General features: G+C 70.4%; 27 protein-coding genes. 9 read left to right on the top strand and 18 right to left on the bottom strand.

Annotated elements, in window-relative coordinates; translation table 11 throughout:
- Positions 1-145: 145 nt before the first annotated feature.
- The 10 genes from SPR02S_RS63545 to SPR02S_RS37720 all read right to left on the bottom strand — a co-directional run bounded on the left by SPR02S_RS63545 (position 146) and on the right by SPR02S_RS37720 (position 5,555).
- The gene (locus SPR02S_RS63545; RefSeq protein ID WP_019062215.1) at positions 146-313 is read right to left on the bottom strand and encodes a DUF5709 domain-containing protein; all 168 of its coding nucleotides are present in this window, start codon (positions 311-313) and stop codon (positions 146-148) included.
- A gap of 240 nt (positions 314-553) precedes the next feature.
- Positions 554-739 (bottom strand): hypothetical protein, encoded by a 186-nt coding sequence (locus SPR02S_RS57285; protein ID WP_019062213.1) that lies wholly within the window; start codon positions 737-739, stop codon positions 554-556.
- A 278-nt stretch (positions 740-1,017) separates the two neighbouring features.
- Complete coding sequence (locus SPR02S_RS37755; RefSeq protein WP_019062212.1) at positions 1,018-1,506, bottom strand: flavin reductase family protein; 489 nt, start codon at positions 1,504-1,506, stop codon at positions 1,018-1,020.
- Positions 1,507-1,582: 76 nt separating this feature from the next.
- Positions 1,583-1,702: an LPFR motif small protein gene (locus SPR02S_RS65835; protein ID WP_019062211.1), complete on the bottom strand. Its 120-nt coding sequence runs from the start codon at positions 1,700-1,702 to the stop codon at positions 1,583-1,585.
- A 139-nt stretch (positions 1,703-1,841) separates the two neighbouring features.
- A complete protein-coding gene (locus SPR02S_RS37745; RefSeq protein ID WP_019062210.1) occupies positions 1,842-3,590 on the bottom strand; it encodes a complex I subunit 5 family protein in 1,749 nt (582 codons plus the stop codon).
- On the bottom strand, positions 3,590-3,937 hold the full coding sequence (locus SPR02S_RS37740; RefSeq protein ID WP_019062209.1) for a sodium:proton antiporter: 348 nt from the start codon (positions 3,935-3,937) through the stop codon (positions 3,590-3,592). The genes SPR02S_RS37745 and SPR02S_RS37740 overlap by 1 nt, the downstream gene beginning before the upstream one ends.
- Complete coding sequence (locus SPR02S_RS37735) at positions 3,937-4,674, bottom strand: MnhB domain-containing protein (RefSeq protein WP_019062208.1); 738 nt, start codon at positions 4,672-4,674, stop codon at positions 3,937-3,939. The genes SPR02S_RS37740 and SPR02S_RS37735 overlap by 1 nt, the downstream gene beginning before the upstream one ends.
- Positions 4,671-4,931, bottom strand: a complete 261-nt coding sequence (locus SPR02S_RS37730) for a Na(+)/H(+) antiporter subunit B (RefSeq protein WP_019062207.1) — start codon at positions 4,929-4,931, stop codon at positions 4,671-4,673. Before SPR02S_RS37730 ends, SPR02S_RS37735 begins: the two co-directional genes overlap by 4 nt.
- Complete coding sequence (locus SPR02S_RS37725) at positions 4,924-5,376, bottom strand: MrpF/PhaF family protein (RefSeq protein ID WP_019062206.1); 453 nt, start codon at positions 5,374-5,376, stop codon at positions 4,924-4,926. Before SPR02S_RS37725 ends, SPR02S_RS37730 begins: the two co-directional genes overlap by 8 nt.
- Positions 5,373-5,555 carry a hypothetical protein gene (locus SPR02S_RS37720; protein ID WP_019062205.1) on the bottom strand — a complete coding sequence of 61 codons (183 nt, stop codon included), beginning with the start codon at positions 5,553-5,555 and terminating at the stop codon, positions 5,373-5,375. Before SPR02S_RS37720 ends, SPR02S_RS37725 begins: the two co-directional genes overlap by 4 nt.
- A gap of 140 nt (positions 5,556-5,695) precedes the next feature.
- Here SPR02S_RS37720 and SPR02S_RS63540 point away from each other — a divergent pair, with 140 nt between their 5' ends.
- The 7 genes from SPR02S_RS63540 (at position 5,696) to SPR02S_RS37685 (ending at position 14,594) form a co-directional block, all read left to right on the top strand.
- Positions 5,696-6,160, top strand: coding sequence for a hypothetical protein (locus SPR02S_RS63540; protein WP_158697952.1), 465 nt, complete (start codon positions 5,696-5,698; stop codon positions 6,158-6,160).
- Positions 6,157-6,816, top strand: coding sequence for a hypothetical protein (locus SPR02S_RS37710; RefSeq protein WP_019062203.1), 660 nt, complete (start codon positions 6,157-6,159; stop codon positions 6,814-6,816). The genes SPR02S_RS63540 and SPR02S_RS37710 overlap by 4 nt, the downstream gene beginning before the upstream one ends.
- Before the next feature lie 5 nt (positions 6,817-6,821).
- The gene (locus tag SPR02S_RS37705; protein ID WP_019062202.1) at positions 6,822-7,370 is read left to right on the top strand and encodes a type 1 glutamine amidotransferase domain-containing protein; all 549 of its coding nucleotides are present in this window, start codon (positions 6,822-6,824) and stop codon (positions 7,368-7,370) included.
- A gap of 103 nt (positions 7,371-7,473) precedes the next feature.
- A complete protein-coding gene (locus SPR02S_RS37700; protein WP_019062201.1) occupies positions 7,474-10,548 on the top strand; it encodes an FAD-binding and (Fe-S)-binding domain-containing protein in 3,075 nt (1,024 codons plus the stop codon).
- Between the two features lie 30 nt (positions 10,549-10,578).
- Positions 10,579-12,390, top strand: coding sequence for a thiamine pyrophosphate-requiring protein (locus tag SPR02S_RS37695; protein WP_019062200.1), 1,812 nt, complete (start codon positions 10,579-10,581; stop codon positions 12,388-12,390).
- A complete protein-coding gene (locus SPR02S_RS37690) occupies positions 12,390-13,517 on the top strand; it encodes an enolase C-terminal domain-like protein (protein ID WP_019062199.1) in 1,128 nt (375 codons plus the stop codon). The genes SPR02S_RS37695 and SPR02S_RS37690 overlap by 1 nt, the downstream gene beginning before the upstream one ends.
- 63 nt (positions 13,518-13,580) lie before the next feature.
- Complete coding sequence (locus tag SPR02S_RS37685; RefSeq protein ID WP_019062198.1) at positions 13,581-14,594, top strand: SDR family oxidoreductase; 1,014 nt, start codon at positions 13,581-13,583, stop codon at positions 14,592-14,594.
- A 26-nt stretch (positions 14,595-14,620) separates the two neighbouring features.
- Here the strand turns inward: SPR02S_RS37685 and SPR02S_RS37680 are convergent, their stop codons facing one another.
- From SPR02S_RS37680 to SPR02S_RS37665, 4 genes are all read right to left on the bottom strand, one after another.
- Positions 14,621-15,469, bottom strand: a complete 849-nt coding sequence (locus SPR02S_RS37680) for an EamA family transporter (protein WP_019062197.1) — start codon at positions 15,467-15,469, stop codon at positions 14,621-14,623.
- An 18-nt stretch (positions 15,470-15,487) separates the two neighbouring features.
- Positions 15,488-15,814: a hypothetical protein gene (locus tag SPR02S_RS37675; protein WP_019062196.1), complete on the bottom strand. Its 327-nt coding sequence runs from the start codon at positions 15,812-15,814 to the stop codon at positions 15,488-15,490.
- A 95-nt stretch (positions 15,815-15,909) separates the two neighbouring features.
- Positions 15,910-16,866: an LLM class F420-dependent oxidoreductase gene (locus tag SPR02S_RS37670; protein ID WP_019062195.1), complete on the bottom strand. Its 957-nt coding sequence runs from the start codon at positions 16,864-16,866 to the stop codon at positions 15,910-15,912.
- Positions 16,867-16,936: 70 nt separating this feature from the next.
- Complete coding sequence (locus SPR02S_RS37665; RefSeq protein WP_245607684.1) at positions 16,937-17,596, bottom strand: ANTAR domain-containing protein; 660 nt, start codon at positions 17,594-17,596, stop codon at positions 16,937-16,939.
- 239 nt (positions 17,597-17,835) lie between these two features.
- Between SPR02S_RS37665 and SPR02S_RS37660 the strand changes: the two genes are divergently transcribed.
- Complete coding sequence (locus SPR02S_RS37660) at positions 17,836-18,207, top strand: helix-turn-helix transcriptional regulator (RefSeq protein WP_043258757.1); 372 nt, start codon at positions 17,836-17,838, stop codon at positions 18,205-18,207.
- Positions 18,208-18,673: 466 nt separating this feature from the next.
- Complete coding sequence (locus SPR02S_RS37655; RefSeq protein WP_019062192.1) at positions 18,674-19,465, top strand: SigB/SigF/SigG family RNA polymerase sigma factor; 792 nt, start codon at positions 18,674-18,676, stop codon at positions 19,463-19,465.
- 150 nt (positions 19,466-19,615) lie between these two features.
- Here the strand turns inward: SPR02S_RS37655 and SPR02S_RS37650 are convergent, their stop codons facing one another.
- The 4 genes from SPR02S_RS37650 to fdh all read right to left on the bottom strand — a co-directional run bounded on the left by SPR02S_RS37650 (position 19,616) and on the right by fdh (position 25,233).
- Entirely contained in the window at positions 19,616-19,918 is a 303-nt protein-coding gene (locus SPR02S_RS37650) for an ANTAR domain-containing protein (protein WP_019062191.1), read from the bottom strand.
- 196 nt (positions 19,919-20,114) lie between these two features.
- Complete coding sequence (nrfD, locus tag SPR02S_RS37645; protein WP_174447585.1) at positions 20,115-21,071, bottom strand: NrfD/PsrC family molybdoenzyme membrane anchor subunit; 957 nt, start codon at positions 21,069-21,071, stop codon at positions 20,115-20,117.
- The gene (locus tag SPR02S_RS37640; RefSeq protein WP_019062189.1) at positions 21,068-21,991 is read right to left on the bottom strand and encodes a 4Fe-4S dicluster domain-containing protein; all 924 of its coding nucleotides are present in this window, start codon (positions 21,989-21,991) and stop codon (positions 21,068-21,070) included. The genes nrfD and SPR02S_RS37640 overlap by 4 nt, the downstream gene beginning before the upstream one ends.
- Entirely contained in the window at positions 21,988-25,233 is a 3,246-nt protein-coding gene (gene fdh, locus SPR02S_RS37635; protein WP_019062188.1) for a formate dehydrogenase, read from the bottom strand. Before fdh ends, SPR02S_RS37640 begins: the two co-directional genes overlap by 4 nt.
- Between the last annotated feature and the right edge of the window lie 4 nt (positions 25,234-25,237).

Genomic DNA, 25,237 nt, shown 5'->3' with positions numbered 1-25,237 from the left:
GGTCGGCACTCTTCTCGGCGCCGCCCGGGTCGAGATCCTCAGGCGGCACGTCGCGAGGCACCGCCCGTCGATCGACGTGTGGCCTGCCGTCGGCAGAGCTACCACGTGTGTGTCGGAGCCGAGGGAGTACTCCTCCCGTGCGGGACTACGGGAGGTCGTCGTCCTCGTCCGGGATCCGGTGGACGGCGGCTTCCAATGCGAAGGCCGCGCCGCCGTCAATGCCGCCGTCGTGGGCGAGCAGGCCCTTCTCGGTGTCTCGCGCGCCCTCGTTCTCACGGCAGTCGAGTCCTTCGGGCTGGTAGGCCTCGTCCACACACGCGGCCTGCCGGAGTATGCGCCGGGGCGGGGCGGAGGAGCAAGACCCCGGAACGTGAAGGAGGCACGGGTGACCAGCAGTACGGAGACCGGCGGCGCCACGGGTACGCCGGACAAGGACTACAACCTGATCTGGTATGGGGAAGCGTGCTTGAGCAACGCGCTGCGCCTGGACGGAGCCTGAGCAAGACCTTGTCCGCGAGGCGGTCGCCGAGTGAGCCTGTCTCGTGTCTTCCCGTCAGGGAAACAAGGCGATACCGATGACGATCAGCGCGATGACGCCGATGACGAACGCGGCGACCAGCCAAGGACTGCGGTGCTTCACGGGAGCCTTGGGTTTCGCCCCGCGCGGCCGGTCCTCCGGCAGGGTGGGGTGGGGCGGACGGTCCCGTGAGTAGAGTTCCTCGTCCCGTTGGTTGTCCATGAGAACTCCTTGATAGTCCGGTGAGCACGGCGCGCTGCCTTCCGATCGGGGAGCGGAGGGCGTCTCGTGAGCATGCGAGTCCCCCTCATCGACCACGCCAACCTCACCTGTTCGCTCAAATCCGAGGATGGGTCGCCCTGCGGCGGTGACGGACACCACGCGTACGGGCCCAGAACGTACGACGACGCTCGTCGTCCCGGGCCGTAGGCCGCAAAGGAAACGGAGCCGACTCGCTCAGGGGTCGTTCCGTCGTTCCGGCGCGTCGCGTGTCCTGACGATCAGTTCACCGGGTGGCCCGGGGTGATGCCGCGGGCGTCGCTCAGGGACATGGGAGGAGCCGGGGCGCCTCCGAGGGTCTCCGCCGCCTCCGGAGCGAGGAGGAAACCGACGTGGTCGCCGCCGTCGATCCGGCTTTCCACGCGACCGACGAACCAGGTGGGCGCCTCGTCGAGGATCACGGACCCGCCTGGTCCCGGATGCCAGGGGACGTCGGTGAACTTGTCGGTCCGGTCGCCGGTCTCGCCGCCGAAGAGCCGGGCCAGTCGACCCTGGTCCCGGTGGAGGAGATGGACCGTGAGCCGCTCGGCGTGCTCAGCCACCCGGTACGTGTGATTGACCCTGGACAACCAGACCACGAACCGGGCGGGCCGGATGGAGCACTGCGAACCGAACCCGACCAGGCAGCCGGCCCTCTCACCGGCGGCCTCGGCGGTGACGACGTACATCGGAGAGTCGACCATGTCGGTGAACGGATCGAAATCGGTCACGGTACGTGGCTCCCGGCTCAAGGATCGGATACTGCGGAAACGTTCGAATCGGCTTCCGGCCCGCTCACGGAGGTCGTCAGTGCGCGGAACGCGACGCTCCGCCGAACAGCCGGGCCAGTGCCCGGAACGGCAGTGCGACGACGGTGGCGATCGCACTGCCGATGCTGCGGAGCACGTCTGCGATGGCGCGGAACATGGAGACCTCCAGGTCTGTCTACGTTTTGGATGAATGCCAGTGACGGGTACCCGCCGGGGCATCAGGTACTCGGTGGCACAAGGAGCGTCCCGTCCCGGCTCGCCCCTGCGTCGGCTCCCGCCTCGCTTCTCCCATCTGCTCAGCCGTTGAGGATGGTCGGCAGGGCCAGCGCCGCCAGCAGGGTCGTGCCCGCCAGCATCCATGCCACGTAGTCGCCGATGTGGCCGGACTGCAGGCGTCGTAGTGGAGCCGTCCATGCCCCGTCACCGAGCAGCTTCGGGCGGGTTGCGGCGAGCGTGGCGAGGCCGAGGGCCAGCAGCGTCGAGGTGAGACCGAGGAGCACGCCGATGAGAGTCCAGTGCGGCGCGGGGGCGGCTCGGCCGGACACCGCGTGGCCGACCGCCGCGGCGAAGCCGGGCACCGCGCCCATGGCGAGGGACAGGACCAACAGCACGGCGGGGACCGCGGTCATGGTGTCCGGCACCCGGCTCAGGCGGCTCCGGGTCTCCGGTTCCTCCTTCTTGCCGGTGGTCTCGTACGACGACTCGTCGTCGGGCCGGGGGCCGAGGCCGAAGAACACGCGAGCGGCGACTCGGAGCACCGCGCCCGCGGTCACCGCCGACACGGCGACGAACAGTACGGTCAACGGGCCGCCGACCGCCTCCTCCAGCACCGCTTTGCCGAGTCCGATGCCGAAGGGCGGCAGACCGGCGAGGCTCAGCGCGCCGGCGACGTACAGCACAGCAACTCCGCGTAGTTCGCGGGCGCGTCCGTGCAGGGCGTGTTCGTCCACCGAGCCGTACCGGTCGAGGAGTGCGCCGGTGCAGGCGAACAGGGCGGCCTTCACACCGGCGTGGCTCAGGATGTAGAGGGCGACTCCGTCATCCGCCTCGGGGCTGAGGGCGCCGATGCCGATGAGGAAGAGGCCCATGTGGGCGACCGTGGAGTACGCCAGCAGCCGTTTGATGTGCCGCTGATACCAGCACATGACCGCGCCGACCAGGCCCGTCAGCGCCCCGAGGACGACGAGCGCGTGCTCCAGGTCGGACGCCGGGATGCCGCCGGGGCCCGAGAAGACCGTGCGGTAGACGCGCCAGACGCCGTAGGCGCCGAGTTCGACCATGACTCCGGAGAGCAGCATGCACACGGGTGTCGGTGCGACCGCGTGCGCGTCCGGCAGCCAGAAGTGGAACGGTACGGCCGCCGCCTTCACCAGCAGTCCGGTCAGGACCAGCGCGAAGGCCGCGAGGGTGAGGGCGTCGGGGGAGCCGTGCCGGTCGAGGCCCTCGCCGATCTTCGTCATGGCGAGTTCGCCGGTGCGCGCGTACAGCAGGCCGATGCCCATCAACATGGCGTAAGCGCCGAGGGAGTTGAGGACGCCGAAGGACAACGCGCCCTGGACGGCCTTGGGTTCCTCCACGCGATGACCGGTCAGGGCGTAGGCGACGACGCTCATCAACTCGAAGAACACGAAGGCGTCGAACAGGTCCCCCGCGATCGCGAAACCGCACATACCGCCCTGGAACAGCAGCATCAGGGCCGGGAAGGAGCCTGCGTGACGGCGGGGCGGTTCGTCGAAGTAGTGCCAGGAGTACGCCAGCGCCGCCACCGTCAGCAGGGAGGCGAGCGCGGCCATGCCGAGCCCGGGGCCGTCCCCGACGAGGACGATCCCGACGCTCTCGCCGCCTTCGGGTGTCCAGCCGCCGACCCAATCGGTCATGGGCGGTGAGGAGTTGAGGAGGAGTGCGATCGCGAGTGCTGCCGTGCCCGCGGCGAAGAGACAGCCCACCGTTTCGGCGGCGGCGCGGGGCAGGTGGCGTCCGGCGGTGACGAGGAGGGTGGCTCCGAGCAGGGGGACGGCGACGAGGACCGGGAGCAGGTGGTGCATCAGCCGCGCAGCTCCGAGAGTTCGTCCGGGTCGACCGTGCCGTGGAGTTTGGAGATCTGCAGGACGAGGGCGAGCAGCACGGCGGTCACCGTGGCGCCCACGACCACGTCGGTGAGGGCGAGGGCCTGGACGACCGGGTCGACGACGGGGCGGGAGCCGGGTTTCAGGTCGGAGAAGACGGGGGCGGTGGCGCCGTCGCGGTAGCCGACGGCCAGCAGCAGGACGTAGGTGGCGGACTGGCAGACGGCCAGGCAGCCCACGGCGTGGATGAGGTTCCGGCTGGTCGCCAGTCCGTAGCAGCCGACGAGGAACACCCACGCGGCGACGAGGTACGGCAGGACCGACATCACGTCTCGCCCTCCTTCTCGATCTCCACGGCCTGGTCCAGGAAATTGGCGAGCAGTACGACGACCGCGCAGGCGACCTCCATGCCGATGGCCGCGTTCAGGAGGGGAACGGTGCCGCCCGAGGACAGGGTGTTGAAGGTGCCGTAGGGAAGGAAGTCGGCGAGGAACGCGGTGCCCGCGACGAGGCCGGCGAGGCCCAGCACGAGGTAGGCGGAGGCCGCGAGGGCGTCGGCGACCTCGTAGGAGCCGACCGGGCGGATGCGTTCCAGGGCGCGGTAGTCGGCGCCCAGGTAGAGCAGGTGCAGGGCGGTCGCCACGACGACACCGCCCTGGAAGCCGCCACCCGGGCTGAGTTGGCCGTGCGCGATCACGTACAGGCCGGTGAGGACGGCGACGGGGAGGACGAGGAGGGCGTATCGGCGTACGGGCAGGGCGACTTGCTCGGGTTCGGGTGCGGCGCGGTGTTCGTCTCGGGTCTGGCGCAGCAGGACGACGGTGCCGAGGACGGACGCGAAGAGGATGCTCATCTCGCCGAGGGTGTCGAAGGCGCGCTGGTCGAAGTTGACGGAGGCGATCGTGTTCGCGGTGTGCCGGGCGAGGGAGGCGCGTACCACCCGGTCCCCGTACGGGTGTTGGTCGCCGCCGAAGCGCGGCAGGTCGAAGCAGGCGGCGACGAGGAGGGCCGCGAGACCCGTGCCGCCGACGGCCATGACGAGCAGCCGTACCCGCCGGGTCATCGTTCCGTCTCCTCGCGTCGTTTCGGCCGCCGGACCTTGCGTACGGACAGCATGATCAGCAGGGGAGTGAGGGCGGAGCCCACGGCCAGTTGGGACAGCGCCACGTCGGGGGCCTGGAGCACGGTGAACAGGACCGCAAGCACCGTCCCGAGGACGGCCAGGACGAGCGCCTGCCGTGCGGGATCACGGACGGCCACGGCGGCGGTCGCGGACCCGGCGACCAGCAGCAGCGCCACGACGATCAGCGGATCATCCACGCCGGCTCCCCGCGAAACCGCCGGACAGGGCACGGGACGCGGTGAGGTTCCCGCCGATCAACAAGGCGCCCACGACCAGGAGTTTCACCAGCGCACGGCTTGGGCCCGCCGCCACACAGACGGCGATCACGACGGCGGCCCCGAACGCGGCGACCGCGTACGTCAGCCCCCACGTCCGCGGCGGGTCCGCGGCCAGGTCCTCCACAAGAAGCCGGGCGAAGACGAGGGTGCCGACCGGGCCCAACAGGGCCAGCAGCAGTGCGAGATCGACGTACGACGGGCGGTCGTAGCCCTCGGACAGGAGCAACAGCGCGGGGCAGGCCAGCGAGGTGGACAGGTTCTGTGCCACCACCCGGCGCCGCAGCGGGCCCGTGGCGACGCCCCAGACCGTGGCCCCGACCCCGACGGCGAGGGCGGCCGTCGCGGCGACGGTCCAGCCGTTCACCACCCGCTCACCGCGCGGCGCGTACCCCACGCGGCGAACGCGCCGACCAGCGCGGCGGATGTTCCCACGACGAGTTCCAGTGCGTCCACCGCGCTGATGAAGACCAACCACAGCAGGGCGAGGGCCGCCCACCAAGCCAGGATCTCGGCCGCGCCGAGGAGCGTCGTACGCCGGTTCACACGGCACCTCCACCGGGAGTGATTCACCCTGTTTGTTGGGCTGTTTCCGTTTCGTCATCCAAGCATCGCCGCTCCTCCACCGGGTGGCGGCGCGCGATGACCTGGCATCCGAAGTGCCCTGGGCGGGCGGAAGGAAACCGGTGACGAGGACGCGGGGGTCCCTGCCGGGACGGGTTCGGCCGGTGGGGCGGCCGGTGGGGCGGCCGGTGGGGTCGGTGGGTGTGCTGCTCCGGGAGCAGGAGTTCCTCGTATCTGCCCAGCGCGAGCAGCAGGCCGAGCATCAGGGGCGGGACGAGCACCGCGAGCACTGCCATGACGTGTCCTTCTCCGGAAAGGTGCACGGGGGCGGCATCCGGGTGTCCTCGGAGCGAGGGGACAAACCTCCGTGTGGGCGTCCGGTCCGCGGGTACGCGAGTGGCCACGCCGGAGATCCGGGCATCGCGTGGCGGACCGTCGGCGCTGTCGCCGTCGGCGGCCACGGGCTTCGTCGGCGTCCGGTCCCCACCCGACTCGAACGTTCCAACGCGGAGGAGAATCGTGTGACCCCGTTCCACACCTTCACGGAACCGGCCGAACAGATCCTCCGCCGGGAGGTGAGGGCGTGAGTCTCCGTCGCAGCCGGCCCACCGGGCCCCTCGTCCCGCGTCCGGGAGACGACGTCGCCGACGCGACGACCCGCTACCTCCTGTACGGGCTCCTTCCCGGCTGGTTCGTGCCAGGGCTGGCCGACTGGGTGATGCACCGGCGGACCCGGATCGAGAACACGTCCGGGACGAAGGAGTCCCTGATCCACGCGCTGATGATGACCGAGGTCGGGATCCCCATCGCCCTGACCCTGCGCTACGAGGTCAACCCCCTGCTCCTCGCCGTGCAGTTGGGCGGCGCCGCGGTCCACGAGGCGACCGCGCTGTGGGACGTACGGACCGCGGTGCGCAGCGAGCGCGAGGTCAAGCCGATCGAGCAGCACATCCACAGCTTCCTCGAATCCCTGCCCTTCGCAGCGCTCACCTCCCTGATGTGCCTGCACAGCGACCAGGTCAAGTCCCTTGTGCACGGCGGGCGTTCGGACCCGAGCGCCTGGCGGTTCGTGCCGCGCCGACGGCCGTTGTCACGCGGCTACCTCGCGGGCATCGCCGCCGGGATCGGCGCGTGCGTGCTGCTGCCGTACGGAGAGGAGCTGCTGCGCTGCCGCAGAGCGGCCCGGACACGCGGGAAACCGGCCAAGGACGAGACCACATGGCAAGCCGCACAAGGAGGTTGACCACCATGCGTATCGCATTCCTGATGGCGCCCGAAGGCGTCGAGCAGATCGAACTGACCGAGCCGTGGCAGGCGGTCACCGACCAGGGCCACGAGACCGCACTCGTGTCGACGGAGCCGGGACAGATCCAGGCGTTCAACCATCTGGACAAGGCGGACGTGTTCCCGGTGCAGCTGGTCGCGCGTGAGGCGTCGGCCGGGACGTTCGACGGCCTGGTCCTCCCGGGCGGGGTCGCCAACCCCGACCTGCTGCGCACCGACGAGGACGCCGTGTCGTTCGTACGGGACTTCTTCGACCTGGGCCGTCCGGTCGCCGCGATCTGCCACGCGCCGTGGACGCTGGTCGAGGCGGACGTGGTCTCGGGCCGCACGCTGACCTCGTGGCCGAGTCTGCGCACGGACATCACCAACGCGGGCGGGACCTGGGTCGACGAACAGGTGCGCGTCTGCGACCACGGCCCCAACACGCTGGTCACCAGCCGCAGGCCCGACGACCTGAAGGCGTTCTGCGACACCTTCCTCGTCGAGTTCGCCAAGGCCAGGAAAGCAGCCTGACCGGGCCCCGCGACCGGACGTTAGCCCCCTCGATCACCGGGAACCCGTTTCCATGCATCCGGGCGGCCCACCGCGTCGGGGCGCTCGTAGAAGGGAGTCGACGGTGGTCGAGGCACGTGGATCGGAGACGGCGCTGGACACACGGGCGCTGGAGAAGGCACTCCGCGAGCGGGTCGACGGCGAGGTGCGGTTCGACGCGGGCAGCCGGGGCGCCTACGCGACGGACGGCTCGAACTACCGGCAGGTCCCGATCGGCGTCGTCGCCCCGCGCACGGTCGACGCGGGCGCAGACGCCGTGGCGGTGTGCGCCGAGTTCGGAGCGCCGGTGCTCTCCCGGGGCGGCGGCACGAGCCTGGGCGGCCAGTGCACCAATACCGCCGTGGTCATCGACTGGACGAAGTACTGCGACAGGCTCTTGTCGGTCGACGCCGACCACCGCACCTGCATCGTCGAACCGGGCATCGTGCTCGACGAACTCAACCGCCGACTCGCCGACCACCGGCTCCAGTTCGGCCCCAAGCCGTCCACCCACAGCCACTGCTCCCTCGGCGGCATGATCGGCAACAACTCCTGCGGCGGGTCCGCCCAGGCCTACGGCAAGACCGTCGACAACGTCCGGCGCCTGGAGATCCTGGCCTACGACGGCACCCGCTGCTGGGTCGGCCCCACCTCCGACGCCGAGTACGCCGAGATCGTCGCCGCGGGCGGACGGGTCGCCGAGATCCACCAGGGGCTGCGGGAGATCATCGACCGCACCATGGCGGAGGTACGGCGCGGATTCCCCCGTATCCCGCGCCGGGTCTCCGGATACAACCTGGACTCGCTGCTGCCCGAGAACGGCTTCGACGTGGCCCGGGCGCTCGTCGGCAGCGAGGGCACCCTCGTCACCGTCCTGCGCGCCGAACTCGACCTGGTGCCCCTCCCGCCGTACGAAGCCCTCCTCGTCCTCGGCTACGACGACATCTGCACGGCCGCCGACGACGTGCCACGGCTGCTGAAGCACAGCGCTCCGACCCAACTGGAGGCCCTCGACGGGCGGATGGCCCAGCTGATGCGCGAGGAAGGCGCCTACCTCGACTCGCTGGACGAACTCCCCGACGGCGAGAGCTGGCTCCTGGTCCAGTTCACCGGCGACAGCCAGGACGAAGTCGACGAGCAGGGACGGCAGTTGATCCATGCCCTGGGACGCGACGAGGACGATCCCTCCGTGGCGTTCTCAGACGACCCGGCCCGCGAACGCAAGATGCTCAAGGCCCGCGAGGCCGGACTCGGGGTCACCGCACGCCCGCCCGACGGCCGCGAGACCTGGGAGGGCTGGGAGGACTCGGCCGTCGCGCCCGAGGTGCTCGGCGACTACCTGCGCGACCTGAAGAAGCTCTTCGCCGACTTCGGCTACAACCACCCCTCCCTGTACGGGCACTTCGGCCAGGGCTGCGTCCACACCCGCATCCCCTTCGAACTCACCACCGCCGAAGGCGTCGCGCAGTTCCGGGAGTTCCTCTTCCGGGCGGCGGATCTCGTCGCCTCCTACGGCGGTTCGCTCTCCGGTGAGCACGGCGACGGGCAGGCGCGCGGTGAGCTGCTGCCCCGGATGTTCGGGGAGGACGTGGTGGCCGCCTTCGGGCAGGTGAAAGCCTTGTTCGACCCGGACAACCGGATGAACCCCGGCAAGGTCGTCGACCCCTACCGCATCGACGAGAACCTGCGCCTGGGACCCCTGTGGCGCCCCAACAGCCATGACACGCACTTCAGTTACCCGGACGACGACCACTCCTTCGACCGCGCGGTGCTGCGCTGCGTCGGCATCGGCAACTGCCGTACGCACGAGGGCGGGGTGATGTGCCCCTCGTACCGGGCGACGGGCGAGGAGGAGCACTCCACCCGTGGGCGGGCCCGGCTGCTGTTCGAGATGCTCGGCGGGCACGCGGACTCCGCCGTCACGGACGGCTGGCGCTCCACGGAGGTGCGTGACGCCCTGGACCTCTGCCTGGCCTGCAAGGGCTGCAAGTCGGACTGCCCGGTCGGCGTCGACATGGCCACCTACAAGGCCGAGTTCCTCTCCCACCACTACGAGGGACGGCTGCGCCCGGCGGCGCACTACTCCATGGGCTGGCTGCCGCTGTGGGCACGGCTGTCGCGCACGGCACCGCGGTTGGTCAACGCCGCGCTCGGCGCACCCGGCCTCGCCGGCCTGGGCAAACGCCTCGCGGGCGTGGCCGTCGAACGCGACGCGCCGGTCTTCGCCGAGGAGTCCTTCGTGCAGTGGTGGCGGGCGCGGGGGAGCGCGGACCCCGATCCGGCCGACCCGCGCACCGTCCTGCTGTGGCCGGACACCTTCAGCACCTACTTCCACCCGAACGTCGCGAAGTCCGCGGTCCGCGTCCTGGAGGACGCCGGCTTCAAGGTCGCCGTCCCGACCCGTGCCGTGTGTTGCGGACTGACCTGGATCTCCACCGGCCAACTCGGCACCGCCCAGCGGGTGTTGCGCCGCACGCTCGACGTCCTGAGGCCCTGGCTGGAGGCCGGCACACCCGTCATCGGGCTCGAACCGTCCTGCACGGCCGTCTTCCGCGCCGACGCCCCCGAGCTGCTGCCCGAGGACCAGGACGTGCAACGGCTCGCCGGGCAGTTCCGCACCTTCGCCGAGCAGCTCCTCAACCATGCCCCGGACGGCTGGCAGCCCCCGCGGCTCACCAAGTCGGCGACCGTGCAGACCCATTGCCACCAGCACGCGGTCACCAAGGACGACGCCGACCGCGAACTGATGCGCCGCGCCGGAATCGACGCCCGGGTCCTGGACGCCGGTTGCTGCGGCCTCGCCGGCAACTTCGGCTTCGAACAAGGCCATTACGACCTGTCCATGACGGTGGCCGAGCAGGGGGTGCTGCCCGCCGTACGCGAGACGGCACCCGGCGCGCTGGTTCTCGCGGACGGCTTCAGCTGCCGTACGCAGATCGAACAGGGCGACACCGGCCGGCGCGCCCTGCACCTGGCCGAGGCCCTGGCGCTCGCCCTGGACGAACGGCATCTGCCCGCCGACCACCCCGAGAAGCTCGCCGACCGGCCCGAGCGTTCCGCACGCGACGGCCGTCTGCTGGCGGCGGGCGCGGCGGTCGCCGTCCTCGGAGCGGCAGCAGCCGGGGCCTTTCGGCTCCGCAACCGGCAATCAGCCCGATGAAGCCCCGATGAAGCGATGAAAGGAATCCCCGTGTCCATCAAGGTGTCCGACTACGTACTCCAGCGGCTCCGCGAATGGGACGTCGACCACGTCTTCGCCTACGCGGGCGACGGCATCAACGGCCTTCTCGCGGCCTGGGGCCGATCCGACAACAAGCCGAAGTTCGTCCAGTCGCGGCACGAGGAGATGTCCGCGTTCGAGGCCGTCGGCTACGCCAAGTTCTCCGGCAAGGTCGGTGTCTGCGCGGCGACTTCGGGCCCCGGGGCGATCCATCTCCTCAACGGTCTCTACGACGCGAAGCTCGACCACGTTCCGGTCGTGGCGATCGTCGGGCAGACCAACCGCAGTGCCATGGGCGGCAGTTACCAGCAGGAGGTCGACCTGCTGAGCCTCTACAAGGACGTCGCCTCCGAGTTCTGCGAGATGGTGACCGTCCCCGAGCAGTTGCCCAACGTCATCGACCGCGCGATGCGCACCGCCTACGCCAAGCGCACGGTGACCGCCGTCATCATCCCCGCCGACGTCCAGGAACTGGACTACTCGGCGCCGACCCACGCCTTCAAGATGGTGCCGTCCAGCCTGGGCCTGACGCACTCCGCGCCGGTCCCGGCGGCTTCGGACCTCGCGCGCGCCGCCGAGATCCTCGACGCGGGTGAGAAGGTCGCGATCCTGGTCGGACAGGGCGCGCGCGGAGCCCGGGCCGAAGTGGAGGAGATCGCCGACGTGCTCGGCGCCGGGGTGGCCAAGGCATTGCTGGGCAAGGACGCCCTGCCGGACGATCTGCCGTATGTGACCGGTTCGATCGGCCTGCTCGGCACCCGGCCCTCCTACGAGCTGATGCAGGAGTGCGACACCCTGCTCGTCATCGGCTCCAGCTTCCCGTACACCCAGTTCCTGCCGGAGTTCGGCAAGGCCCGCGCCGTCCAGATCGACATCGACCCGTTCATGATCGGGCTGCGCTACCCCTTCGAGGTCAACCTCGTGGGGGACGCCGCCGCGACCCTCAAGGCACTGCTGCCGCAGCTGAAGCGGAAGAAGCACGGCAAGTGGCGCAAGGAGATCGAGAAGAACACGGCCCGCTGGTGGGAGGTCATGGAGCGCCGAGCGGCCGTCGACGCGGACCCGATCAACCCCGAGTACGTCGTACACAGCCTGGACGCCCTCCTCCCGGACGACGTGATCCTGGCCGCCGACTCCGGCTCCGCCGCCAACTGGTACGCACGGCACCTGCGGATGCGCGGAAACATGCGCGGCTCGCTCTCCGGCACCCTCGCGACCATGGGGCCCGGCGTGCCGTATGTCATCGGCGCCAAGTTCGCCCACCCCGACCGCCCCGCCCTCGCGATCGTGGGCGACGGAGCCATGCAGATGAACGGCATGGCCGAACTCATCACCGCCGCCAAGTACTGGACCGAGTGGCAGGACCCGCGCCTGATCGTCGCCGTCCTCAACAACCAGGACCTCAACCAGGTCACCTGGGAGATGCGCGCCATGGCCGGCGCCCCGCAGTTCCTACCCTCCCAGGCGATCCCGGACGTGCCCTACGCCGACTTCGCCCGCTCGATCGGCCTCGGCGGGGTGCGCGTGGAGAAGCCGGGGGAGGTGGCGGACGCCTGGCAGCAGGCGCTCGGTGCCGACCGGCCGTTCGTCATCGACTTCCGGACCGACCCCGCCGTACCGCCGATCCCGCCGCACGCCAGCCTCGACCAGATCGAGGCCGCGGCCTCCGCCGTCATCAAGGGCGACAGCGACCGGACCGGCATGATCCGGCAGGGGCTGAAGGCGAAGGTGCAGGAGATGCTCCCCGGCGGCAAGCAACGTCAGGACGAGCCGGAGAAGTGATGACCCCGCGCACCGGCGGCGCTGACGAACCGCTCGTGGACCGCGTCGGGACGGCCGTCTACACCGTCCCCACCGACGCGCCCGAGGGCGACGGCACGCTGGCCTGGGACTCGACGACCATGGTCGTGGTCCAGGTCGGCGGCGGTGGCGCGACAGGACTCGGGTACACCTACGGCGCGGCGGCGACCGCCCAGGTCGTCGAGCGGCAACTCGCCGATGTGGTGACCGGCCGCTGCGCCTGGGACGTACCCGCCGCCAACGAGGCGATGAGCCGGGCGGTCCGCAACGCCGGCCGCCCCGGCCTGATCGCCGGCGCAGTCTCGGCCGTCGACATCGCCCTGTGGGACTTGAAGGCACACCTCCTCGGCCTGCCCCTGACCCGGCTGCTCGGCACGAGCCGCACCGACGTGCCCGTCTACGGCAGCGGAGGCTTCACGACGTACGACGAGCACCAGCTGGATCGTCAACTGTGGGGCTGGGTCGAGGAGTTGGGCATTCCCCGGGTGAAGATCAAGATCGGGGAGTCCTGGGGCCGCGCCGAGCAGCGGGACCGGGAACGGGTAGCGCAGGCCCGCCGGAGCATCGGCGACACACGGGACCTCTACGTCGACGCCAACGGCGGCTACACCCGCAAACAGGCGATCCGGATGGCCCGGCACCTCGACGAGCACGGCGTGACATGGTTCGAAGAGCCCGTCTCCTCCGACGACCTGGCCGGGCTGGCACAGATCCGGGCAGGTGTCGCACCCGAGGTGACAGCCGGCGAGTACGGCTACACGCTCCCGTATTTCGGGCACATGCTCGGCGCCGGAGCCGTCGACTGCCTCCAGGCCGACGCCACCCGCTGCGGCGGCATCACCGTCTGGCTGCGCGCGGCAGCCCTCGCGGAAGCCGCCGGACTGGAACTCTCCGGCCACTGCGCCCCGCACGCCCACGCGCACGCGGCTGCCGCGATCCCCAACTTGCGCCATCTGGAGTGGTTTTACGACCACACACGCATCGAGGACCTCTTCTTCGACGGGACCCTCGACCCCCACGGCGGCAACATCCGCCCGGGTGCCGACGGCGCACCCGGCCACGGTCTGACCCTCCGCGCAGAGCAGGCGGAGAAGTACCGGACCGGATAGGCCGGGACAGGGGACAGGAGAGGAACGGAGCCGCGACGAACACGCCGGGACGAGAGGACGAGCATGAACCAGCAGACCGTCGTCATCACCGGGGCCAGCGCCGGAATCGGCCGGGCCACCGCACGGCTCTTCGCCGGGCGAGGCGCCAATGTCGTACTCCTCGCCCGAGGCAAGGCGGGCCTCGACGCCACGGTCGCCGATGTCGAGGAATGTGGCGGCCGTGCCCTCGCGGTGCCCACCGACATGGCCGACCCCGCACAGGTCGAGGCGGCGGCAGTGGCCGCCGAGGAGGCATTCGGGCCGATCGACGTCTGGGTCAACAACGCCTTCACGTCTGTGTTCGCGCCGTTCATGGAGATCGAGCCCGACGAGTACAAACGGGTCACCGAGGTGACCTATCTGGGCTTCGTGCACGGCACCCGGGCCGCGCTCCGGCGCATGATCCCGCGGGACGCCGGCGTGATCGTGCAGGTCGGTTCTGCCCTCGGCGACCGGTCCATCCCCCTGCAGTCCGCCTACTGCGGCGCCAAGCACGCGGTGAACGGCTTCACGTCGAGCGTCCGTACCGAGCTCATGCACCGGCACAGCCACGTGCACATCACCGTGGTGCAGATGCCGGCGGTCAACACCCCACAGTTCTCATGGGTGTTGTCCCGGCTGCCGAGGCACCCCCGGCCCGTACCGCCGATCTACCAGCCCGAGGTGGCAGCCCGGGCCGTGGTCAACGCGGCGGACCATCCGCACCGCAAGCAGTACTACGTGGGCGCGTCCACCGCCGCGACCATCCTCGCCAACAAGGTAGTGCCGAGCCTGCTGGACCGGTACCTCGCCCGCACGGGCTACGCGTCGCAGCAGACCGACGACAGCGAGCCCGGTGCCCGCACGACCAACCTCTGGCTCCCTGCGGACCAGGCCCCGGAACACGACTACGGAGCACACGGCACCTTCGACGAGACGTCCCACCCCCGCTCGGCCCAGGCGGCACTCGCGCGACACCCCGGGTTCGTACTGGCCGCCGCGACGGGAGCGGTGGCGACGGGAGTGGGAGCGGTACTGCGCCGCAGGCGTCGAAGGTGAGACCGGCTCGCCCCGCCCCGCATCACTCAGCGCAGGGCGATCAGGCCGATGGCCAGTACCGCGCACATCAGGCCGAAGCCCTGACGACGGTTCAGGCGCTCCCCGAGAAACAGCAGAGCGAGGACGACGGGGACGGCCGGATACAGCGACGAGAGCACCGTCGCCACGGCCATGAGCTGCCGTGTGGTCGCCTCCAGATACAGCACGATGGCGGCGGTCCCGACCGCGCCCGCGATCACCGCCGCCGCCCACGCACCCCTCGGCATGGTCCAACGGCCGCCGTACGGCGCCAGGACGCCCGCGATGACGACGACGGACACCACGCGGCTCAGCACCACCGGCCACAGACCGCTGTCGCCGTCCACCTGAGCCATCGCCAGGAACTGCAGACCGATCCCCGCGCTCGCCACCAAGGCGCTCGGCACCCCGTGGGGCATCGCCCCTTTTCCCTCCCCGCCCGCACCCGCTGCGTCCTGCGAGACCAGCCACAGCGCCGGTAATACGGCGGCCATGCCCACCCACACCAGCGCGGCGGGGCGCTCCCCGAGCAGCACCACGCCCACCAGCACCGGCAGTGCCACGGCACCGACGTCGCTCACGGGGACGACGACACTCATCGCCCCCTGCGACATCGCCCGGTAGAGAAACGCGACCCCCACCCCCGTTCCGGCCCCCGACAGTGCTCCCCAGCCGTAGTCCGCGAGCGAGGCGGAGCCCCCGGGCAGACTCGGCGCCAGGACGAGCGCGAGCGCGCTGCCGCCCAGCTGGGCATGGAGGGCGACGGTCATTCCGCCGACCCGCCGGGACAGCAGACCGTTGACGAAGTGGGTGACTCCGAAGCACAGCGCGGATATCAGGGCGAGGCACTCACCCATCACACGCGTTCCTCACGGTCAGCGGCCGAGGGCCCTCTGCAGCTGTTGTTTGTCCATGGAGGAACGGCCGTGGATGTTGCGCTTCTTGGCCTCCGCGTACAGCTGGTCCTTCGTGGGTCCCTCGGCGCCGCTGTGTGAGCGCTGCCCGCCGCGTTGCGAGGCGGACTTCGGGTCACGGGTGGAGGTCTTGCTGGAGGTCTTCGCCTCGCCCGCGCGGGCGCGCTCCTTGTTCACCGTGCGGGACGCGATCTCCTTCGCCCGGCGCGTGGACTCGCCGCGCTTCTCGGCACTCTCCTTCACGTGCTCGTACTGTCGTTCCCGCTTCTTGTTCGATCCTGCCGGCATCGTGTTGCTCCTTTCCTGCGCTGATCGACTCCTGCACTGATCGACGGGTTCCCCTCCCACGGGTCGCGTAACGCGTCACGCGTACGGCGCTCTCGTCAGTCTCCGAGCCGGGGCAGCACCTTGGTGCGGTAGAAGTCGAAGAAGCCCTGTTGGTCCGGCCCGATCTGGTTGACGTAGACGGTGTCGAAACCGGCGTCGACGTACTCCTTGACCGCCTCCACATGTGCGTCCGGATCGTCGCCGCAGGCGAGATTCGCTTCGACGCGATCGGGGCCGACGAGCTCGGAGGCCTGCTCGAAGTGGCGTGGGGTGGGCAGGAGTTGGGCGAGTTCGCCGGGGAGCTGTTCGTTGGCCCAGAGGTGGTGTGCCGTACGGACGGCTTCGTCCTTGTCGGTCGCCCAGCAGACCTTGAGCCCCGCGGAGACGGGCTTGGTACCGCCGCCGCCGCGTCGGAACCGTTCAATGGCGGTGGCGTCCGGCGCCATGGTGATGAAGCCGTCTCCGATGCGGCCGGCGACCTCGGCGGCGTGCGGGCCGAAGGCGGAGACGTCGATGGGCACCGGTTCGTCGGGGATCGTGTACAGCCGGGCGTTCTCCACGGTGTAGTGCTTGCCCCGGTGGCTGATCTGCTTCCCGGTGAACAGCTCCCGCATCACCTGCACCGCTTCCTCCAGCATCTCCAGGCGTACGTCGGCCTCGGGCCAGGCGTCACCGAGAATGTGCTCGTTGAGCGCCTCACCGCTGCCGATGCCGAGCCGGAAGCGTCCACCGAGTTGCACCGCGCCGGTGGCTGCCGCCTGGGCGACGACGGCCGGGTGCATACGGATGAGGGGGCAGGTCACGGCGGTCTGCACGGGCAGTGAGACGGCTTGGGAGAGGGCGCCGATCACGGACCAGACGAAGGGGCTCTGTCCCTGGTCGTCGTTCCAGGGGTGGTAGTGGTCCGAGATCCACAGTGCGGTGAATCCGGCCTGTTCCGCCATCCTGGCCTGCTCCACCAACTCGGCGGGACCGTGTTCCTCGCAGGACAGGAAGTATCCGAACTCCGTCATGGCGCTCTCCTCGGGGCAGTGGATCGTCCGCCCTCCGGGTGGCCGCGCAGCGCGCCGGGAAACGTCCGCTCTACGCGGGGCGGGAGCCCTCGGCCACAGCTGTGGAGATCCGCTCCTGCACATGGCCGGGCAGCGGCGTCCCGTTGACCGAGTCGACGAGGTCCTCCGCGAGCTGGTGGAGTTTGGTGTTCGTGTGCTGGGAGACGTCGACCAGGACGTTCCAGGCCTCGTCGGGGCTGAGGCCGAAGGAGGCCATCAGGACTCCGCGCGCCAGGTCGATGACCGGCCGGGTCACCATCGCGCGCTTGAGCTGTACGACCTCGACGCGCAGCTCCTCGGCCTCGTCGGACACCTCGTTCTCCTCCGTGGGGTTGTGCGTCGCAGCGGAATGTTCGTGATGTCCGTGCCAGGCGTTGACCACCCCGTTGACGGGCGCTCGGGCGTGAGTGAACAGCGGCAGCGTGTCGGTGAGGGTGAACAGCCTCTCGACCCACGGACTGAGAGCCCGGACGCCGAGTGTCTTGCCGTCGGCCAGGGCGATCCGGCGGACGCGCAGCAGGACGCTGAGGCCGGAACAGTCGCAGAAACCGACTCCGGTCAGGTCGAGGTCCACGCCTGCGGGCGACCGGGCGAGTGCCAGGCGCAAGGCGTGCTGCATGGTCTGTTCCGTGTCGATGTCGATCTCGCCGGAGACCGTCACGAGCGTCCGGGTCCCGGCCGGACGCGTCACGATCTCCAGGAAGGCCGACGGGGCAACAGTCGCTGGGACGCGCGGCGTTGCACAGACAGCTGGGCTGCTGTTCCTGGGCGGGGCGGAGAAGTCGTGTTCTGACATGGCAGTCGCTCCCGAAGCCTTCGCCTGTCCTCTGCCGGTACAAGTTTCATGCGGCGTGCGAAACGCGTCAAGAGATACCTGAAATATATTTCGCTCCTTTGAATACGCGAATGTTACGCCCTAGGCTGGGGTGCATGGGTGGAGTATCCGAGACACGTGCCGGATGGACGTTCCTCACCAGCCATGCCCGGGTGCTGGCTGCGATCGCCGAGGAGCATCGCATCCGCATCCGTGACATCGCCGCGCGGTGCAGGCTCACCGAGAGGGCCGTCCAGAAGATCATTTCCGATCTGGAGCAGGACGGCTATCTCACCCGCACACGGGAGGGGCGGACCAACGCGTACCGGATCCAGCCGGGGACCATCCTGCGGCATCCTGCCGAGGCGGGGATGACGGTCGAAGCGCTGCTGTCCGCCCTCGCGCGGCACGACGATCAGCGTGACGGACAGCCGCCGCGGTCACGGACGGTACGGCCGCGCGAGCGTGATTCCGAATCAGCCAGGTGACGGCACGGACTTGACCGCGCGCCGCTGTTTGAAGCGTGCGGCAAGGGGGACCCGGCCCGGTGCTGGGTGGTCAAGGGGAGTGGGGCTGCGGAGTCGCCTCCCCGTCCGACACGGTGAGATACGATCCGCAGCCCCACGGGCCCGTCCGCTCCGGCTTGCCGCCTTCCGGCCGATCTGCGAGTGGCAGGCGCCGTAGAAGCGCGCGGCCGACTCCGGCCTCGCGACCATCGCGCCACCTCGCCCTGTTCATCACGATTTGTTGGTTTTCTCTGGCTCTGCGTGATCGTGTGCGTGAGCCCGTTTCGGGGCTCTCCGCGCGGGAATGCGCCATAGGAGTGCTTCGGACAGGAGGCACGTCCGTGGGAGCCGGTGGACGCCGGATCGCGGGTGTGTTCCGCCCGGTAAGCGCGTGCTCGCTCCCATGGGACCGTCCAGTCGACAACCCCTTGAGGGAGTTGTGAGCACCATGGCCACAGTTACCAGGAAGCGTCATCCGCACGACGACGCTCCGAACACCGCCGCCGCCTTCGTCCACCTCTCGCACCTGCCCGACGGACCCGAGCGGGACGTGGTGCGCGACGAACTCGTCCGGGCGTGGCTTCCCATGGCGGAACGTATCGCGGGCCGCTACCGGGGAAAGGGAGAGGACTTCGAGGACCTGTGCCAGGTCGCGGCCCTGGGCCTGGTCAAGGCCGTCGACGGCTACGACCCCGAGCGCGGCCACGCCTTCGAGAGCTACGCCGTCCCGACCGTCACCGGCGAGATCAAACGCCACTTCCGCGACCACATGTGGGCTCTGCATGTGCCCCGCCGCGTCCAGGAACTCCGCAACAGGGTGCGCGTCGCCCTCCGCGACCTGTCCGCGAAGGGCCCTGGCCGGCGCCCGGGTATTGCCGAGATAGCCGAGTACACGCAGCTGAGCGAGGACGACGTCCGCACCGGTCTGGAGGCGCTGGACAGCTTTGCCGCGCTCTCCCTGGACGCCGAGGCGCCGGGTGAGGACGTCGGCATGACGCTCGCCGGTGTGCTGGGGGAGCGGGACACCGGGTTCGACCTGGTCGTCGACCGTGAGGGGGTCAAGCCCGCTCTGCGGACGCTGCCCGAACGCGAGCGCACCATCCTCTACTTGCGCTTCTTCCGGGGCATGACCCAGAGCTGCATAGCGGAGCAGCTGGGCGTCTCCCAGATGCACGTCTCCCGGTTGATCAGTACGTCCTGCGCCCAGGTGCGCGAACGCGTGCTCGCCGACGCCGCCTAGCGCTCCGAGAGTGAGGCCGGCCGCCCTGCGGGACTTCTCCCGGGGGTGGCCGGTGGCGGGCTCACTGCCGAACCCTCCCGGGAGCGGTTGGACAGTTGTCCGCCTTCCTACGACTACCGGGCTGGAGCCGCCGCAAACGACAACCGCGGATCACGGTGGGGGCGGAGCTCCGGGAATCTGGGTGGGCCCGTACTTGTCGAGGGCCTCTTCCAGGGGCGCCCGGACGTCGGACGGGAGGTCTCCGTTGCGCCCCCAGATGAGGATCAGTTCCGCGATGTTGCGCAGCTTGATGTTCGTGCGCTGGGAGACCTCGCGAAGTACGGCCCACCCCTCGTCCGGCGTGACACGACCGAGGGCGACCATCATGCCGATGGCCTGGTCCACCGTGGCGTGCGAGGTGACGGCCTCCTTCAACTGGTCGACCTCTTCCCGCAGTTCCACGATCTCCTCCACTACCTCCCCGGACACGGAAGGCTCTGTCGGGACATCATGTGGCACGCCGTCTCCCGAAGGGGTGTCTGAAGTCATCGTCTTCTCCGAGGTCGCGATCCCGGTCCTGTGTCGTCGTCCTTCAGGTACATGGTCGCTACCCGCGCGCGCCAGTGCCAGAGGGGCGTGAGCGCCGGAGCCCCCGTCCGGAACCCAACCCTCAGCCCTCGTCCGGCTGGTCGTCGGCCCGTTGGGGCACCACGGTGTACTTCGGGTCCTCCGCCGAGGCGACCCCGGCCGCGAAGATGCCGAAGCGGGTGCACGCCGAGCCCGCGAGGAGGGCGAGTCCGCTCGCCACGGCGGCCGGGCGACTGCGGCCGAGCAGCAGGCCGCCCGCGGCACCGGCCGCGGTGAGCAGGCGGGCCGCGCGCAGCAGGGTTCCGGCCCGGCCCTGGCGGTAGGTCTCGGCGACCATGCCCAGCCGTTTCTCCGCCGCCTCGGTCGCCGTCACCTCGGCCGCGGCGGCCAGCAGCGCGGCGCAGCGGGCCGGCGCGGACTCGGTCACGGGGCCGAGGACCAGTCCCATCCCGGCTGCGGCAGCCGTCGCCGACGCGGCGAAGACGTACGGGAGTTCGCGGTGTGCGCCGTGCCAGGCCGGTACAGCGGTGTCCGCCGCCAGGACGGCCGTGTACGAGGCCACCGCCGGGCCCAGCAGCGCCGCCGCCGAGGTCGCCGCCGCCCCCGCCCGGGGCAGCCGGCCGGTGACCGCGCTGAGAGCAGCCGCGCCGGCGGCCGGACCGTAGCCCGCGAGCAGCCACGAGCCCACACTCATGGGCGAGGTCGGCTTCAGCACCCGGAGCATGTTCGGGAACCGGCTGGGCACTCCGAGGTCGTGCACGAGCGCGGCGGCGGACAACGAGACCGCGGCGAGCGAGGACACCTTCATCGCCGTGGCGGTGGTCGTACGTCCGGTGAGTTGGGCGCCCGCGGCGAGCACGGAGCCCGCGCCGGCCAGGCCGCCGAGGAAGAAGTACCCGGCGATGTCCCGGGCGGCCCATGACGGTGCCTTGATCACCGGGCGCCCGTAGTAGGACTCGAACTCGACGCGGGGGACCATGAGTTGCTCCCCGCGACGCCCGCGGCGACCGCGATGGCTGTCCCGCCCGGTCTGCGTCATCGTGTTCCCTTCTTTCCCCGGAGGGCCGGCAGCACGAAGGAGAGGGCGAGGCCGCCGACCAGCGAGAGGGCCGCCGCACCGGCGTGCTTCCACATCGTGGGGAGGTCGCGGGTGGTGACGACCGGGTTCGGGGGCAGTCCGTAGACCTCGGGTTCGTCGAGGAGCAGGAAGAACGCGCCGTCGCCGCCGACCCCGTCGTCGGGTTCGTGGCCGTAGAGCCGGGCGCCGTCCACGCCCGCCTCGTGCAGTTGGTCCACGCGCAGCGCGGCTCGTTCGCGCAGTTCGTCCAGCGGGCCGAACTGGATGGACTCCGTCGGGCAGGCCTTGGCACAGGCGGGTTCCTGTCCGGCGCCGAGGCGGTCGTAGCACATGGTGCATTTGAACGCCCGCCCGTCGTCGGGGCGTTGCTCGATCACGCCGTACGGGCAGGCGGGCACGCAGTAGCCGCAGCCGTTGCAGATGTCCTCCTGGACGACGACCGTGCCGAACTCGGTCCGGAAGAGGGAGCCGGTCGGGCAGACGTCCAGGCAGGCCGCGTGGGTGCAGTGCTTGCACACGTCGGACGACATCAGCCAGCGCAGCTCGCCGGGCTCGCCGCCGGGCGCTTCCGACTCGGCCTCCACCAAGGGGAGTTGAGTCCGGCCGTCCGGTGCCGGGACCTGTGGTTTCTGCTGTTCGATGAAGGCGACATGGCGCCAGGTGGAAGCGCCGAGCCCCTGGGTGTTGTCGTAGCTCATGCCGGTGAGGGAAAGCCCGTCCTCCGGGATGGCGTTCCACTCCTTGCACGCGACCTCGCAGGCCTTGCAGCCGATGCAGACGGAGGTGTCGGTGAAGAAGCCGACGCGGGGCGGGGGTTCGGGGTGTCCGGCGTCGCGGGCGGGGTCGGGTTCCGTGCCGCTCAAGAGGTGACGGTCCGTCATTTCCGTGTCTCCGTCCCTGTCTTGGCGGTGATGCCCGCGCGTCTGCGGTACTCGGCGACCAGCTTCGGCAGGTCGGGGCCGCGTGGCCGGCGCCCCGGGCGGATGTCGGCGGTCAGGGCCTTGTCCTCCTGGATGTGGGCGTTGGGGTCGAGGGCGATGGCGACGAGTTCGTTGGCGGCGTCGCCGGTGGCCACGCCGTTGGGGCCCCAGTGGAACGGCAGTCCGATCTGGTGGACCGTACGGCCGTGCACCGTCAGAGGCCTGATCCGTGCGGTGACCATGACGCGGGCCTCGACGGCGTTGCGGGCCGTGACGATGGTGGCCCATCCCATGTGCTCCAGGCCGCGTTCGGCGGCCAGTTGGGGGGAGACCTCGCAGAAGAACTCCGGCTGGAGCTCGGAGAGATAGGGCGACCAGCGGCTCATGCCGCCCGCCGTGAAGTGCTCGGTGAGGCGGTGCGTGGTGACGACGTAGGGGAAGACCTCGGTGCCCTTGTCGTCGCCGCTCGGGTGGTAGCGGTTGCCCTCGCGGGGGAGCAACTGGCGTACGGGAGAGCGTGGTGTGGACGGGTGCAGGGCGTTGGTGAAGGGGGAGTCCTGCGGTTCGTAGTGCGTGGGGAGCGGGCCGTCCTCCAGTCCCGCGGGCGCGTACAGCCAGCCCTTTCCGTCGGCCTGCATGATGAACGGGTCGTCGCCACGCAGCGCGTCCGGGCCGGTCGCGTCGTCGTCCGGTACGAAGTCGGGGGCGCGGTCGGGCACGAAGTCGGGGATGTCGTGTCCGGTCCACTTCCCCGCGTCGCCGTCCCACCAGACGTAGGCCTTGCGCTCGCTCCACGGGGTGCCGTCCGGGGCGGCCGAGGCCCGGTTGTAGAGGATGCGCCGGTTGGCGGGCCAGGCCCAGGCCCAGTCGGCGGCCACCCAGTCCTGTTCGCTGCCGGGCCTGCGGCGGGCGGCCTGGTTGACGCCGTCCGCGTACACCCCGCAGTAGATCCAGCAGCCGCACCTCGTCGAGCCGTCGTCCTTGAGTTCGGTGTACGCCGAGAGCGGCGCCCCGTCCGGGCCGTGGCCGTTGATCTCGGCCAGCACGGTGGCGGCGACCGGCTCCCGCAACGGACCTTCCACCGGGTAGTCCCAGGTCAAATCCTGTACGGGCCGGTCCATGGGATCCGTGGAGCCGGCCAGTCTCTCCTTGATGCGGCTGCCCAGGTGGTACATGAACCACAGGTCGCTGCGGGCGTCGCCCTCGGGTTCCACGGCCGCGTGATGCCACTGGAGCCAGCGGTTGGTGTTGGTGAAGGAGCCGTTCTTCTCGGTGTGGGCGGCGGCCGGGAAGAAGAACACCTCGGTGCCGATGTCCTCGGTGCGCAGCTCGCCGGTCTCGATCTCGGGGCCGTCCTGCCACCAGGTCGCCGACTCGATGAGGGAGAAGTCGCGCACGACGAGCCACTCCAGGTTGGCCATGCCGAGGCGCTGGAGCCGGGTGTTGGCGGAGCCGACGGCGGGGTTCTCGCCCATCAGGAAGTAGCCCTTGCACGCGCCGTCCAGCTGGGCCATGACCGTGTCGTAGGTGGAGTGGGAGCCGGTCAGGCGCGGCAGGTGGTCGAAGCAGAAGTCGTTGGCGGCGGTGGCCGCGTCGCCGTAGTACGCCTTGAGGAGGCTCACGAAGTAGGCCCGCATGTTGCCCCAGAAGCCCTTGTCCGTGCGGCTGGCGTCGATGAACGCGTCCAGGTTCTCGTGCGCGTGGGCGTGCGGCATGGGGAGGTAGCCGGGCAGCAGGTTGAAGAGGGTGGGGATGTCGCTGGAACCCTGGATGGAGGCGTGGCCGCGCAGGGCCTGGATGCCGCCGCCGGGGCGGCCGATGTTGCCGAGCAAGAGTTGCAGCACGCTCGCGGCGCGGATGTACTGGGCGCCGACCGAGTGCTGGGTCCAGCCGACCGCGTACGCGAACGCGCTCGTCCGCTCGCGGCCCGAGTTGGCGGTCAGGGCGTCGCACACCCGGAGGAACGTCTCGCGCGGTACTCCGCAGACCTCCTCGACCAGCTCCGGGGCGTAGCGGGCGTAGTGGCGCTTGAGGATCTGGTAGACGCAGCGCGGGTGCCGCAGAGTCTCGTCGCGGGGCGGCCTGCTCGCGGTCTGCGCACCGCCCGAGCCGTGTGTCTCGGAGCCGCCGGAGCCCTGGACGCGCTCCTCGTACTGCTCGTCGACCTCGCCCGTGGGCTGCTGCACCTCGACACCCTCGTACTGCCAACTCGACGGGTCGTAGTGGTGCTTGTCCTCGTCCAGACCGGAGAAGACGCCGTCGAGATCCTCCGTGTCACGGAAGTCCTCGCTGACCAGGGTGGCGGCGTTGGTGTAGGCGAGGACGTACTCGCGGAAGTCCTTCTCCTCGGTCAGGACGTGGTTGATGATCCCGCCCAGGAACGCGATGTCGCTGCCCGCGCGGATCGGGACGTGCAGGTCGGCGAGCGCGCTGGTGCGGGTGAAGCGCGGGTCGACGTGGATGATCCGGGCGCCGCGCTTCTTGGCCTCCATCACCCACTGGAAGCCGACGGGGTGCGCCTCGGCGAAGTTGGAACCCTGGATGACGATGCAGTCGGCGTGCTGGAGATCCTGCATGAAAGTCGTGGCGCCGCCCCGCCCGAAGGAGGTACCGAGCCCGGCGACCGTGGAGCTGTGGCAGACCCGGGCCTGGTTCTCCACCTGGACGATCCCGAGGCCGGTCAGCAGCTTCTTGATGAGGTAGTTCTCCTCGTTGTCGAGGGTCGCGCCACCGAGGCTGGCGATACCGAGGGTGCGTGCGGTGCGCAGCCCCTCGGACTCCCACTCCCAGGTCCGGCGCCGCGTCTCGATCACCCGGTCGGCCACCATGTCCATGGCGGTCTCCAGGTCGAGGGGCTCCCAGTCGGTGGCGTACGGCCGCCGGTACAGCACCTCGTGGCGGCGGGCGGGGCCGGTGGTGAGCTGGAGCGTGGCGGATCCCTTGGGACAGAGGCGGCCCCGGCTGATGGGCGAGTCCGGGTCGCCCTCGATCTGCACGACCTTGTCGTCCTTGACGTAGACCTGCTGGCCGCAGCCCACCGCGCAGTAGGGGCACACGGAACTCACCACCCGGTCGGCGGTGTCCGTGCGCGGCCTGAGCCGCTCGGTGCGCGGCGACATGGCGGCCCGGCCCCGGCCCAGCGGGTCGGAACCGGTGAGCTGACGGAAGGCGGGCCAGTCACTGACCCAGGTACGCACACCCATGGTG

The organism is Streptomyces prunicolor NBRC 13075, assembly GCF_000367365.1.
In the GTDB taxonomy this organism is placed as follows: Bacteria; Actinomycetota; Actinomycetes; order Streptomycetales; family Streptomycetaceae; genus Streptomyces; species Streptomyces prunicolor.
Note: the sequence above shows the minus strand (reverse complement) of the source record. Positions and strands in the feature narration are given on the sequence as shown.